General features: G+C 52.9%; 13 protein-coding genes and 1 riboswitch. Of the genes, 4 read left to right on the forward strand and 9 right to left on the reverse strand.

Features of this window, described 5'->3' with window-relative positions:
• Positions 1-296 precede the first annotated feature (296 nt).
• On the reverse strand, positions 297-449 hold the full coding sequence (locus tag KQJ19_RS18885) for a hypothetical protein (RefSeq protein WP_153690212.1): 153 nt from the start codon (positions 447-449) through the stop codon (positions 297-299).
• Between the two features lie 152 nt (positions 450-601).
• Positions 602-698: riboswitch (TPP riboswitch) on the forward strand.
• A gap of 31 nt (positions 699-729) precedes the next feature.
• Here KQJ19_RS18885 and thiM point away from each other — a divergent pair.
• Genes thiM through KQJ19_RS18900 form a run of 3 tightly spaced genes read left to right on the forward strand, consistent with a single transcriptional unit; the run spans position 730 to position 3,103 of the window.
• The gene (thiM, locus tag KQJ19_RS18890) at positions 730-1,518 is read left to right on the forward strand and encodes a hydroxyethylthiazole kinase (protein ID WP_216403983.1); all 789 of its coding nucleotides are present in this window, start codon (positions 730-732) and stop codon (positions 1,516-1,518) included.
• Positions 1,515-2,315 carry a bifunctional hydroxymethylpyrimidine kinase/phosphomethylpyrimidine kinase gene (thiD, locus tag KQJ19_RS18895; protein ID WP_049281969.1) on the forward strand — a complete coding sequence of 267 codons (801 nt, stop codon included), beginning with the start codon at positions 1,515-1,517 and terminating at the stop codon, positions 2,313-2,315. Before thiM ends, thiD begins: the two co-directional genes overlap by 4 nt.
• Before the next feature lie 41 nt (positions 2,316-2,356).
• Positions 2,357-3,103, forward strand: a complete 747-nt coding sequence (locus KQJ19_RS18900) for a GntR family transcriptional regulator (protein WP_016153677.1) — start codon at positions 2,357-2,359, stop codon at positions 3,101-3,103.
• Here the strand turns inward: KQJ19_RS18900 and KQJ19_RS18905 are convergent.
• The 3 genes from KQJ19_RS18905 to KQJ19_RS18915 are packed head-to-tail and all read right to left on the reverse strand — an operon-like array spanning position 3,077 to position 6,317.
• Positions 3,077-4,042: a PfkB family carbohydrate kinase gene (locus KQJ19_RS18905; protein WP_049281968.1), complete on the reverse strand. Its 966-nt coding sequence runs from the start codon at positions 4,040-4,042 to the stop codon at positions 3,077-3,079. The genes KQJ19_RS18900 and KQJ19_RS18905 overlap by 27 nt on opposite strands.
• Positions 4,039-5,043, reverse strand: coding sequence for an ADP-ribosylglycohydrolase family protein (locus KQJ19_RS18910; protein WP_049281967.1), 1,005 nt, complete (start codon positions 5,041-5,043; stop codon positions 4,039-4,041). The genes KQJ19_RS18905 and KQJ19_RS18910 overlap by 4 nt, the downstream gene beginning before the upstream one ends.
• Positions 5,040-6,317, reverse strand: coding sequence for a nucleoside permease (locus KQJ19_RS18915; RefSeq protein ID WP_016153674.1), 1,278 nt, complete (start codon positions 6,315-6,317; stop codon positions 5,040-5,042). The genes KQJ19_RS18910 and KQJ19_RS18915 overlap by 4 nt, the downstream gene beginning before the upstream one ends.
• 252 nt (positions 6,318-6,569) lie before the next feature.
• Here KQJ19_RS18915 and fbaB point away from each other — a divergent pair, with 252 nt between their 5' ends.
• Entirely contained in the window at positions 6,570-7,622 is a 1,053-nt protein-coding gene (gene fbaB, locus KQJ19_RS18920; protein ID WP_016153672.1) for a class I fructose-bisphosphate aldolase, read from the forward strand.
• 22 nt (positions 7,623-7,644) lie between these two features.
• On the opposite strand, the gene yegS is transcribed toward fbaB, so the two are convergent.
• The 5 genes from yegS to artI form a co-directional block, all read right to left on the reverse strand.
• Entirely contained in the window at positions 7,645-8,544 is a 900-nt protein-coding gene (yegS, locus tag KQJ19_RS18925; RefSeq protein WP_016156953.1) for a lipid kinase YegS, read from the reverse strand.
• A 688-nt stretch (positions 8,545-9,232) separates the two neighbouring features.
• Positions 9,233-9,964 carry an arginine ABC transporter substrate-binding protein ArtJ gene (artJ, locus tag KQJ19_RS18930; protein ID WP_016153670.1) on the reverse strand — a complete coding sequence of 244 codons (732 nt, stop codon included), beginning with the start codon at positions 9,962-9,964 and terminating at the stop codon, positions 9,233-9,235.
• Positions 9,965-10,210: 246 nt separating this feature from the next.
• Positions 10,211-10,879 carry an arginine ABC transporter permease ArtM gene (artM, locus tag KQJ19_RS18935; protein ID WP_016153669.1) on the reverse strand — a complete coding sequence of 223 codons (669 nt, stop codon included), beginning with the start codon at positions 10,877-10,879 and terminating at the stop codon, positions 10,211-10,213.
• A complete protein-coding gene (gene artQ, locus KQJ19_RS18940) occupies positions 10,879-11,595 on the reverse strand; it encodes an arginine ABC transporter permease ArtQ (RefSeq protein WP_016153668.1) in 717 nt (238 codons plus the stop codon). The genes artM and artQ overlap by 1 nt, the downstream gene beginning before the upstream one ends.
• A gap of 6 nt (positions 11,596-11,601) precedes the next feature.
• Entirely contained in the window at positions 11,602-12,333 is a 732-nt protein-coding gene (gene artI, locus KQJ19_RS18945; protein ID WP_003027298.1) for an arginine ABC transporter substrate-binding protein ArtI, read from the reverse strand.
• Between the last annotated feature and the right edge of the window lie 11 nt (positions 12,334-12,344).

A 12,344-nucleotide genomic window follows, 5' to 3' on the forward strand; every position in this document is an offset into this window, starting at 1 on the left:
TTTGTATAGTGATACTCTTCTGCGTCTAATTCGTAATAGATTCGTGATTCATCGAAAGCTCTGAAAGGGATCAATATATGCTGAAAATCCTCAGGGGCTAGCTCCCTTCCGGCATCCCATGCCCGGATAAGCCTAAATTCTCTCATGTAAAACCTTCATGAAGTAAAAAGTTTATATTATCATCGGCCGATGCGTGGTCAATTATTTAGATTGTGAATGCTTCAAATGATATTCATTGGTTTCATGGGTGAAATGCAAACTTGGAAATGATTCAGGTTAATTATTTTATTCACTGATTAAAACCCTTCTTTTCTTCTGTCCTTTGAACAGAAACTATAGTTGTGAGTAAAATTTACTTGAATGATTTCTAATGTGAAAGAACCTACGGCTCCTTCAACCGACATAACCACGGTGATGATCTGATGCACAGTAAAACGGGCTTTACGCATAGCGATCTCCTTCGTTGGCAGATTGAGTATGCTGGAAGATATCTCTAGATGTGAATGGCACGATTATGCGGGATGTTTACAGGACGCCGGTCAGGGGCTTGCTTTAGCAAGCTACTTCCTCTACGCTGTTAATATTATTGGAATTTATGTAACTAAATGACTCGGGGTGCCCTTCCTGGTGAAGGCTGAGAAATACCCGTACCACCTGATCTGGATAATGCCAGCGTAGGGAAGTCTGACACTGCTCGTGTCCCTTCTTCGCGCGGGCAGGAGCTGAACCATGCAGCCTGACCTGCACAGCCGCACACTCGCGGCTCAAACCTTACACCAATTTAGAACGCTTTCCCCTCTCACACACTGCATGACCAACGAGGTCGTGCAAAGCTTTACGGCCAATACGCTGCTGGCGCTGGGCGCATCACCTGCAATGGTAATCGAGCCTGAGGAAGCCAGTCAGTTCGCGTCTATTGCCAGTGCATTACTGGTTAACGTCGGCACCTTAACCCGGGAACGGGCTACGGCGATGCGCGCCGCAGTTGAGCGGGCACAACTTGCTAAAACCCCGTGGACGCTCGATCCCGTTGCCGTGGGGGCGCTGGAGTTTCGTCGTCGCTTCTGTCTGGATTTGTTGGCGCTACAGCCTGCGGCTATCCGCGGCAACGCTTCGGAAATACTGGCTCTGGCGGGTATGAACGGTGGGGGACGCGGCGTGGATACGACCGATACGGCAGCCGCTGCGCTTCCTGCAGCGCAGGCACTGGCTCGTCAGGTTGGGACCATTGTCGTGGTTACCGGCGAAATTGACTATGTCACCGATGGTCAGCGTACCGTCTGCGTGAACGGCGGTGATCCGTTGATGACGCGCGTGGTGGGCACCGGATGCGCGCTGTCGGCGGTCGTTGCAGCCAGCTGCGCCCTGCACGGTGACCGGCTTGATAACGTCGCCTCTGCCTGTAGCTGGATGAAACAGGCCGGACAAATAGCCACTCAACAATCAACCGGACCGGGCAGTTTTGTCCCGGCATTTATCGACGCCCTCTATAACCTGAACGCGCGGGAGCAACTATGAAACGGATTAACGCATTAACCATTGCCGGAACCGATCCTAGCGGTGGCGCAGGTATTCAGGCCGATTTAAAAACGTTCTCGGCGCTTGGCGCTTACGGCTGCTCGGTTATCACGGCGTTGGTGGCGCAAAATACGCGCGGGGTGCAGTCGGTGTATCGCATTGAACCTGACTTTGTCGCCGCACAACTGGATTCGGTGTTCAGTGATGTGCGTATCGACACCACTAAAATCGGTATGCTGGCGGAAACGGATATTGTTGAAGCGGTCGCCGAACGCTTGCGTCGCCATCGGGTGCAAAATGTCGTGCTGGATACCGTGATGCTGGCGAAAAGCGGCGATCCGTTGCTGTCTCCTTCGGCGGTTGAAACGCTGCGTACCCATTTGCTGCCGCAGGTTTCGATTATCACCCCAAATTTACCCGAAGCAGCGGCGCTGCTCGGGGCTCCCCATGCGCAGACTGAGCAGGAGATGTTAGAACAGGGAAGGGCGCTGCGGGCGCTGGGCTGCGAGGCGGTGTTGATGAAAGGCGGTCATCTGGAGAATGCGCAAAGCCCCGACTGGCTCTTTACCCGTGATGGCGAACAGCGTTTTACCGCGCCAAGGGTGATGACCAAAAATACCCACGGTACTGGCTGTACGCTATCGGCGGCGCTGGCGGCGCTGCGTCCGCGCCATGACAACTGGGCACAGACAGTGCAGGAAGCTAAGTTGTGGCTTTCAGCGGCATTGGCGCAGGCCGACACCCTGGAAGTCGGTGAGGGAATTGGTCCGGTGCATCATTTCCACGCGTGGTGGTAATGAGTATACTGGCTGCAGAAACGGCTGCAGGAAAAAGATAAATGGAACAAGCGCATACCCAGCTTATCGCGCAACTGAATGAACGTATTTCCGCGGCAGATAACACGCCGCTGTATATGAAATTTGCGCAAACGGTGAAAAACGCTGTGCGCAGCGGGATTCTGGAACATGGAAATATCCTGCCCGGCGAGCGCGATCTCAGCCAATTGACTGGCGTTTCGCGAATTACGGTTCGTAAGGCGATGCAGGCTTTGGAAGAAGAAGGCGTCGTGACGCGCGCCCGCGGTTACGGGACGCAGATCAACAACATCTTCGAGTATTCGCTAAAAGAAGCGCGTGGTTTTTCACAGCAGGTGGTGTTGCGCGGTAAAAAACCAGATACGCTGTGGGTTAACAAGCGGATTGTGCCTTGCCCGGAAGAGGTAGCGCAGCAGCTGGCTGTTGCCACGGGGAGTGACGTCTTCCTGCTCAAGCGCATTCGCTACGTAGATGAAGATGCGGTTTCTATTGAAGAGTCATGGGTTCCTGCCCATCTAATTCATGACGTGGATGCCATCGGCGTTTCACTGTATGACTATTTTCGCAGCCAGCATATTTTCCCGCAGCGCACCCGCTCACGTGTCAGTGCCCGAATGCCTGACGCAGAGTTCCAGGCGCACATTCAAATGGACAGCAAAGTGCCGGTGCTGGTGATCAAGCAGGTAGCGCTTGACCAGCAGCAACGGCCCATTGAATACAGCATCAGCTATTGTCGAAGCGATCTATACGTGTTTGTGTGCGAGGAGTAACGCCTCGCGCGAAGGGGCGCAATCGCCGCCGCGATGCCCAACTACCCAGGACGCCACGGCGTTTCCAAGCAGTACCGCGTCAGCCAGCGACCAGCCAGACGCCAGTCCCGCCAGCATGCCGCCAGCGTGGCTGTCACCAGCGCCAATGGTATCAACGACCGCTGTCGCAAATGCCGGTACGCAACCGGAAGTTTGTGTGCTGAAATACCACGCACCGTCTTTATCGTGGCGTACCACCACCGGTGTGGCGAAACGTTGCACCCATTGTGCGCCAAAACCTTCTATATCCTGGCTTAATGCAAACCGCTCGGCGGCAATTTCCGCCTCCTGCCGATTGAGCGATACCAGTGGACGGCAGGCCATAATTCTTGCCAGTAAGGGCTCGGGAATGTCGCCGATGCGTGGGCCAAAATCGATAAACGGCGTCACTTCCTCCAGCCCTTCCAGCCAATGCACCAGCAACTCACCACACGGAGAGGCTAACTGATAGCCCGAGAGATAAACCAGGCTGTGACGTGGGATCTCCAACTGTGCCAGCCAGTCAGCGTTCCACTGATTTTCGACGCCACTAAAGGACATAAAGGTACGTTCGCCATCCGGCTCGACCAGAGCCAGGCACCAGCCGTTATCGCCTGCGGCGTTATCGATCAGGCTGTGCAGTCCCTCTTTTGCCATCCGGTTGCGGATAATATCGGCCCACACCCCCTGACCCAGCGGTAAAGCATTACTGGCGTCGATACCTAACCGCTTGAGTGCTACGGCGATATTGAGCGCGCAGCCGCCAACGTTCACCCCTTGCTGTTTGAGTTCAATGTCACATCCGCGCCAGGGAAGGGCATACGCATCGGCAATGACATCAATCACCGCCGCACCCACCACCGTAACAGGTCGCCGTGTGCGTAACTGCGGGAGAAGTTGTTGCAGACGCGTGGTGCTCATAGTGCCTCCCGCTGCTCGCGCAGTCGCATCAATCCACTGGCGTAGCGGATAAAGTCCAGCTGATTTACCGCATCGAGCTCATGTTTCAATGCCGGATTAATCGCACTTACGCCGTGGAGAGCGCCACAAATGGCAGTTGCCATCGCCCCGATGGTGTCGGTATCGCCCCCGAGGTTCGCGCACAGAATGGCGCAGCGGTTAGGATCGGTCTGCGCCAGCTCAACCATAGCGATGGCGCAAGGCACGGATTCAATGGTACTGGTTCCGGCCCCCACAACCTGATACAACTGCTCGCAGGCAGACTCAATGCCGTCAGCGTTACGGACAATTTTCAGCGCCAGTTCAAGGCGTGCAGAGAGCGATGCGCTAAAGGTAGTGATCCTTTTTTGCTGCGCATGCCGGGCAATGGCTGGCAGCGCGTCGACAATCTCTGACCATTTTCCGCCATCGATAGCGCGTGATACCGCCCATGCGACCACCACTGCGCCAGCGATAGCCAAATCCGATTTATGTGTCGGGCTGGAGGCTAATGCCACATCATCGATAAAGGCATCGAGATCGCGCGCGGGGAGCAGGCATCCCAGCGGTGAAACGCGCATTGCCGCTCCGTTGGTAACGCCGTTATTTTCCAGTTCGGCGACAGGTTTGCCGTCGCGAATGGCTTTTAGCGCAATTTTTGAGGTCGGGCCGAGCACGTTTTTATTAAAAGCATCAAAACGTTCAGCCCAGCCCAGAATATTGCGGCCAATAACGTCGGGTACAATCTCTCCGTCGCACTCAAGCAGGGCATCAGCCAGACACAGCGCCATGGAGGTGTCATCAGTGAACTCCGCCTGGTTAAAATAGCAGGCGGCATTATTCTCCGCAGGGCCGGGTAAAAAACGGTCGATCCAACCGAAATGGGCTTTAACCCGGGTTCTTGGCCACAGTTCCGACGGCATACCCATCGCATCCCCTAACGCCTGCCCATAAAGAGCACCGAGAATACGTTCTGCTTTCATTTTACTTCCCCTTGTTTCAACGCTACATCGCGATCGTCCACCTTAATGGCGGTGATTTCTTTATCTGACTCGCGAAAGAAAATCATAAACATTACGGCAATGACGGCGATCATGACCGCGCCAAATCCCCACATGCCAGCCCAGTTAAAGGTAAGACCATTCACCGGTTCCTGATAAGCAAACATTTTTTCCATCATCACGCCGCCCAGACGATAACCGAGCAGGCTACCGAATCCCTGACAGCAGAGGGTGATAAGCCCTTGCGCCGCGGTGCGCATATGTACGGGCGCTTTTTTATCGACATAAATGTAGGCTGTGACGTAGTAGAAGTCGTAACTGACGCCGTGCAGCAGAATGCCGAGAAACAGCAGAGCGTAAGTGAAATATTCTTCCGCGCCGCCGTAAACGAAAAATCCGTAGCGGATAGCCGCAGTAATAAGACCAAGCAGCAATACCTTTTTAATGCCAAAGCGTTTGGTGAAAAACGGTAGCGCCAGCATAAAGAAGATTTCAGAGAACTGGCCCAGCGTCATCCAGCCGGTGGCGTTTTTCATCCCGACTTCTGTCAGATAACCGTTGGCGAAGATGTAATAGAACGCCAGCGGCATCGCGAACAGAAAAGAGCAAAAGAAAAAGACGAGGAAGTTCTTATCCCGCAGCAGGATCAGCGCATCCAGACCCAGCATGACCTTGAAATCCATTTTGCCGGTACTTTTCGGCGGCGTATCCGGTAAAAAGAACGCAAAGACGCCTAACAGAGCGGAGCTTCCGGCAGTGATTAGCAGAGGAATATTGGTAGGGGAGATGTCACTATAGCCAAGCATTTGCGGTAAGAAACCGCAGGCCAAACCAGAGGCGATCCAGCCAATGGTCCCCATCACACGGATGCGCGGGAAATCACGCTCAACGTCACTGACGTTGGCAAAAGCGATACTGTTGGTCAGCGCAATCGTCGGCATATAGGTCAACGAATAGGCCAGTAACAGCGGGAAAAATCCGCTGAAGGTGGTTTGCTGGGCGGCGAAGTACATCAATATAGCGCCGACGAACATCAGCACCGCCAGCACTTTTTGCGCGGAGAAAAAACGGTCAGTGACAGAACCGACCAGGATGGGCGACAGGATCGCGGCAATTGCGGTACAGGCGTAGGACCAGCCGATCTCCCCGGCGCTAAAGCCACTTTTACTCAGCCACAGCCACAGCGGTACAAACCAGGCGCCCCAGATAAACCACTCTACAAACATCATGAACGACAGCTTAACTGTAGTTTTCATCTTTAAATCCTTCATGACAGGTAAGGTACGCACTGATAGTACCATTCGATAATACCTTTAAAATACCTTTGAGGTCTAAATTTGACCGCCTTAACATTATTTCTTCCTGAATCGAGCCAGCAGAAGTTGCTGAAAAGTGCGCTAAAGATGGAAAAAAAACGCAGTCGGTACCAGGCTTATTGCTGCCCGCAACAAAGCGGGTCAGGACAATCCACATTCCGGTTTCAAATCGGAACTTACGGGAGCATAGCTATGACTGATATTGCGCAGTTGCTTGGCAAAGATGCCGACAACCTTTTACAGCATCGTTGTATGACCATTCCTTCTGACCAACTTTACCTGCCTGGACATGATTACGTCGATCGCGTGATGGTGGATAACAACCGTCCGCCAGCGGTGCTGCGTAATATGCAAACGCTGTATAACACGGGCCGACTGGCCGGGACAGGTTATCTGTCGATTCTACCGGTGGATCAGGGCGTGGAACACTCCGCGGGGGCATCGTTCGCGGCTAACCCGCTGTACTTTGATCCGAAGAATATTGTGGAACTGGCTATCGAAGCAGGGTGTAACTGCGTGGCATCGACCTATGGCGTGCTGGCTTCCGTCTCCCGTCGCTACGCGCACCGCATTCCGTTTCTTGTAAAAATTAACCACAACGAAACGCTGAGCTACCCCAATACGTTTGACCAGACGCTGTATGCCAGCGTAGAACAGGCATTCAATATGGGCGCGGTTGCGGTAGGGGCAACCATCTATTTCGGTTCAGAGGAGTCCCGTCGCCAGATTGAAGAGATTTCTGCGGCGTTCGAGCGTGCTCATGAACTGGGCATGGTCACCGTGCTGTGGGCGTATCTGCGTAACTCCGCGTTTAAAAAAGATGGCGTGGATTACCATGTTTCCGCCGATCTCACCGGGCAGGCTAACCATCTGGCAGCCACTATCGGGGCGGATATCGTTAAGCAGAAAATGGCGGAAAATAACGGCGGGTATAAAGCAGTCAACTTTGGCTACACCGACGATCGCGTTTACAGCAAGCTGACCAGCGACAACCCAATCGATCTGGTGCGTTATCAGCTGGCGAACTGCTATATGGGGCGCGCCGGATTAATTAACTCTGGCGGTGCGGCTGGCGGCGAAACCGATCTGAGCGATGCGGTACGTACGGCGGTGATTAACAAACGTGCTGGCGGCATGGGGCTGATTCTTGGACGAAAAGCATTCAAGAAAACCATGGCTGACGGCGTTAAGCTGATTAACGCCGTGCAGGATGTTTATCTGGACAGCAAAGTCACCATTGCCTGATTCCAGTTGGGGTGTCGTCGTGTTAACGCAGTAGCGGACAACCCGGCGGCAGTCTGCAACGTAGCGCTGCGGGCAGGATTTCAATATGAAATTCTTGTCCGCTAAGCGGTTCGCCATCGAGATTAAACGTAATTTCATGCGGGGCGCGGATATCAAACCACGATGATGCGCCTTCGATGATGTTAGGGTTGTCTTCGGATTGCGTTAACGCCGAAAGTAGCCCTGGCAGCAGCTCTTCGCCGGTAAAAATACGCAGTTGCAGCAGACCATCGTTGATCAGCGCTGTCGGGCAAAGCTGTTGCCCACCACCGGCCTGACGACCATTACCGATACCAATGACCAGCGCCTTACCCTGCCAGTGAAAATCTTCCCCACGAATGTCGCAGATGTCGGGTTTGAGCGTATCCATGCGCATTAATCCGTGAATAAAGTACGATACGCCACCTAATGCGGCCTTGAGTTTTTCTGGCGTCTCGGTGGTGATGCGTGTGCCGAAGCCGCCGGTCGCCATATTGATAAAACAGGTTTTATCATTGACCTGAACCATATCGATATCAGTCGCATTTCCGGCGATAGCCAGTTTTAACGCCTTATCAAGGGCGTCGGGTATGCCTACGCTGGTTGCAAAATCATTCGCCGTTCCCAACGGTAAAATACCTAGCGCCGGGATATTGCCGCCCTGCGACTGGATCAGCGCCGTCGAGACTTCGTTAATTGTGCCGTCGCCGCCGCCGGCAATCACCGTTGCAACGCCTAACTGGCGAGCTTCATCAACGTAGCGTTGGGCGTCGCCTTTTTCCCAGGTAACGCGAACATGGATTTCCACGCCTTCATCGCGGAGCTCTGCAATGACATCACGCAGGGGGAGATTATCAGCACTTTTTCCGTTGAGGATCAGTAAACTGGCAGGGAACGCTATCATCCGTTTGCCTCACTTTTTTTCGTTTTAACAAGTGTACGCCAGGAATGGGTTTATGGCGTAAGAACTGACTGAAAGCGAAGGCGAAGAGATAAAAAAAGCCGCAGGATGCGCAATACTGTTCAGTTAAGCATTATGGAGAACATGTGATTCTTGCTCAGGGTTCCGTTCACCTCGGCGGTAGCAATTCTCTGAAGCGCAGATACCCGTGAACGTGCAAGGGAGGCTCACCGCCGCCTCCCTTGCAACCCAGGCTCCCGGCGGGAAAATCGTCGCTACGCGATTCATTCGTCTTATGCCGTCTGCCTGTCGGGTCGGGGCCGGGCCTGCGTCCCTGCAGGCCGTCCCCTCTGCCCGCATCCCTGCGGGCAGACCCGGTCAGCCGTCAACGCCTCATCGATTTTCAGCCTGACCGGGGTCATCGCTGCAACGCACTGACTTCCAGTTAACTCTGTTTTGCTGTTCAGATAAAAAACGCAGGGAGCCGGGATTGTAAAGGGCGTGGCGGAGAACGCCCTTTACACGTTCACAGGAACCGGTGTTTCAGAGAAACGATGCACATGAGGTGAACGGAACCCTTACCGTGAGATAGCATATTCATAACTTCTGCCAACACAGGTGATGCTTTCTGATACAGAGGCGTTAACTGAACCGCATTACGCAGAATGCGGCTTTTCAGATTGGGTGGACGTTACTGTGGGAACCACTGATCGCTGATTTTTTGGTACGTGCCGTCAGCTTTGATTGCGGCCAGCGCGCTATTCAGTTTTTCCAGCAGGGCTTTGTTATCCGGGCGAACCGCAATGCCAAGACCAGTACCGAAGTATTGTGGGTCGGTCACTTTGTCAGTGGCTACACCTAACTGCGGGTTGGTTTTCAGCCACTCGTTAACCACGGCGGTATCGCCAAATACGCCATCAATACGACCATTTTTCAGGTCGATAATCGCATTCTGATAGCTGTCGTAGGCCACGGTTTTCACTTCAGGGTGTTTATCCTGCAGGTATTTCTGGTGCGTGGTACCGTTTTCCATGCCAATGCGTTTCCCTTTCAGGTCGGCAAAGGTTTTATAGGTGTCTTTTTTCGCAATCACCAGCGCGGAGTTTGCATAGTAAGGCTGAGTAAATGCCACCTGCTTGCTACGCTCAGGCGTGATGTCCATTCCGGAAATCACCGCATCATATTTTTTGAATTTCAGCGCGGGAATCAAGCTATCAAAAGCATGATTGGTGAAAGTACAGTCAGCCTGCATTTGTTTACACAGTGCCGTTGCCAGGTCGATGTCAAAACCGACAATTTTATTGCTTGCATCCAGTGACTCAAATGGCGGATAAGTAGCTGATACACCAAAACTAATTTTATCAGCAGCTGAGGCGCCAGCGGCGAAAGTAGCAAGTAATGCGGCCAGTACTAACTTTTTCATGGTGGAACTCCCGTCTGTCAATCTTATGATTATTTACCGTGTCTGCGGCGTGAATTAACAATGCCATTTAATGAATTTATATGCAATAAAAATGATTAACTATTTTTTCTGATATAAAAAAAGACGGACAATTTAGGTTGTTGTCCGTCTTTTTTATTTTGGCTTTATGCATATTCACCGGAGAGTGTACAACGGAAGATGAATCGTAGCCTGATAAGCGTAGCGCCATCAGACATAAAAACCGATTTAATTCCGGTGTTCAAACGCCAGCGCTTTACGTTCGATCAAGCGCATCATCAGCGTCAGCAAACCGTTGACGATCAGGTAAATCACACCCGCCGCGCCGAAAACCATGACGTCATAAGTGCGACCATACAGCAGCTGACTATAGCCCATGACTTCCATCAGCGTGATGGTGTATGCCAGTGAGGTACTTTTAAACACCAGCACCACTTCGTTGGAATACGAGGAGAGGGCGCGTTTAAAGGCGTACGGCAACAGAATCGCCAGCGTATCCTTCTTACTCATCCCCAACGCTCCACAGGACTGCCACTGGCCTTCCGGGATTGCGCGGATAGCACCGTAGAACAGCTGGGTGGTATAAGCCGCACTATTTAACGATAGCGCAATTAAGGCGCACAGCCACGGTTCAGAGAGCAGGTGCCACAGTACCGGATACTCCTGTAGCGTCGGGAACTGCCCTGGCCCGTAGTAGATCAGGAAGATTTGCACCAGCAGCGGAGTACCGGTAAACAACGTGATATAGGCGCGAACCAACCAGACCACAATCGGCGTTTTTAGCGTCAGGATGACGGTGAAAACCAGCGCCAGCACCAGAGCAACCACGATGGAGGCGACCGTCAGCGTCAGGCTGGTATGCAGCCCTTTTAACAATTCAGGTAAATACTCAAGCATTAGCCTGGTCTCCGCTCAAATCGTGTCGCGCGCAGGTCAATGCGTTTGAGAATGTACTGACTCACCAGCGTAATCACCAGGTAAATAGCCGCCGCCACAATGTACCAGGTAAACGGCTCCTGGGTACGGGTGGCAATGCTCTTGGTTTGCAGCATCAGATCGTTCACGCTGATAAGGCTGACCAGCGCGGTATCTTTCAGCAATACCAGCCACTGGTTACCCAGTCCCGGCAGAGCGTGACGCCACATCTGCGGCATCACCAGGCGAAAGAAGATCGCGGCTTTAGACAAACCCAACGCCTGACCTGATTCCCATTGTCCGAGTGGTACGGCCTTCAGCGCGCCACGCAGCGTTTGCGACGCGTAAGCCGCATACAGCAATGACAGCGCAATTACACCGCACAGGAACGGGCTGACGTCGAAGTTTTCGATCTGCATCTGAACCGGGATTTGTACAAACCCGAGATTGATCGTAAAGCCATCGGCCAGCGTCAGCAGCAGCTGTGAAGAGCCGAAATAGATGAACAGAACCACCAGAATTTCCGGCAGACCACGCAGGATGGTGACCAGAGCTGAGCCCGTCCATGCCACCGGACGCCATTTTACTGACTCCCAGACGGCAAAAAACATGGCGAGCGCGAGGCCAATAATCAGCGCACAAACGGCAAGGCCGACGGTCATCCCGGCGGCGCTTGCTAAAGGAAAAAATTCATTCATCAAGTATTACTTCTGGAACCATTTGTTGTAGATGGTCTCGTAAGTCCCATCTTTCTTCACTTTTTCCAGCGCAGCGTTAAATTTCTGCTGCAGCTCGGTATTGCCCTGGCGCACAGCGATGCCCAGACCCGTACCGAAGTAATCTTTATCCGTCACTTTGTCGCCAACTGCGGCCAGCTTTGGATTATCTTTCAGCCATTCGGTCACCACTGCGGTATCACCAAATACGCCGTCAATACGACCATTTTGCAGATCGAGTTTGGCATTCTGGTAGCTGTCATACGGTACGGTGGTCACTTCCGGATGTTTATCCATGATGAATTTCTGGTGCGTAGTACCGTTTTGTACACCGACTTTTTTGCCTTTCAGCTGGTCAATGCTGGTGTATTTACCCTGTTGGCCAACAAACAGGGCAGAGTTGTCGTAATACGGGGTGGTGAACAGAACCTGTTTTTCACGCTCTGGCGTGATGTCCATACCGGCCATCACCGCGTCAAAACGACGGAATTTCAGGCTCGGGATCAGGCTGTCGAAGGCCTGATTGGTGAAGGTACAGGTCGCGTCAATCTCTTTACACAGCGCATTCGCCAGATCAACGTCAAACCCTACGATTTTGTTATTCGCATCAATAGATTCAAACGGAGGATAAGACGCTTCGGTGGCGAAACGGATGGTTTGGGCTGCGGTAGCGGAAAGGCTAAAACCTGCGATTAGCGCGGCAATCAGAACTTTTTTCATTGTATTGTCCC

The organism is Citrobacter sp. S46_ASV_140, from assembly GCF_018919545.1.
GTDB classification, from domain to species: Bacteria; Pseudomonadota; Gammaproteobacteria; order Enterobacterales; family Enterobacteriaceae; genus Citrobacter; species Citrobacter braakii.

What these genes read in the sequence shown, in the direction of transcription:
- KQJ19_RS18885 (WP_153690212.1), bottom strand. Translation starts at nt 449, where the DNA reads ATGCGTAAAGCCCGTTTTACTGTGCATCAGATCATCACCGTGGTTATG.
- thiM (WP_216403983.1), top strand. Translation starts at nt 730, where the DNA reads ATGCAGCCTGACCTGCACAGCCGCACACTCGCGGCTCAAACCTTACAC.
- thiD (WP_049281969.1), top strand. Translation starts at nt 1,515, where the DNA reads ATGAAACGGATTAACGCATTAACCATTGCCGGAACCGATCCTAGCGGT.
- KQJ19_RS18900 (WP_016153677.1), top strand. Translation starts at nt 2,357, where the DNA reads ATGGAACAAGCGCATACCCAGCTTATCGCGCAACTGAATGAACGTATT.
- KQJ19_RS18905 (WP_049281968.1), bottom strand. Translation starts at nt 4,042, where the DNA reads ATGAGCACCACGCGTCTGCAACAACTTCTCCCGCAGTTACGCACACGG.
- KQJ19_RS18910 (WP_049281967.1), bottom strand. Translation starts at nt 5,043, where the DNA reads ATGAAAGCAGAACGTATTCTCGGTGCTCTTTATGGGCAGGCGTTAGGG.
- KQJ19_RS18915 (WP_016153674.1), bottom strand. Translation starts at nt 6,317, where the DNA reads ATGAAAACTACAGTTAAGCTGTCGTTCATGATGTTTGTAGAGTGGTTT.
- fbaB (WP_016153672.1), top strand. Translation starts at nt 6,570, where the DNA reads ATGACTGATATTGCGCAGTTGCTTGGCAAAGATGCCGACAACCTTTTA.
- yegS (WP_016156953.1), bottom strand. Translation starts at nt 8,544, where the DNA reads ATGATAGCGTTCCCTGCCAGTTTACTGATCCTCAACGGAAAAAGTGCT.
- artJ (WP_016153670.1), bottom strand. Translation starts at nt 9,964, where the DNA reads ATGAAAAAGTTAGTACTGGCCGCATTACTTGCTACTTTCGCCGCTGGC.
- artM (WP_016153669.1), bottom strand. Translation starts at nt 10,879, where the DNA reads ATGCTTGAGTATTTACCTGAATTGTTAAAAGGGCTGCATACCAGCCTG.
- artQ (WP_016153668.1), bottom strand. Translation starts at nt 11,595, where the DNA reads ATGAATGAATTTTTTCCTTTAGCAAGCGCCGCCGGGATGACCGTCGGC.
- artI (WP_003027298.1), bottom strand. Translation starts at nt 12,333, where the DNA reads ATGAAAAAAGTTCTGATTGCCGCGCTAATCGCAGGTTTTAGCCTTTCC.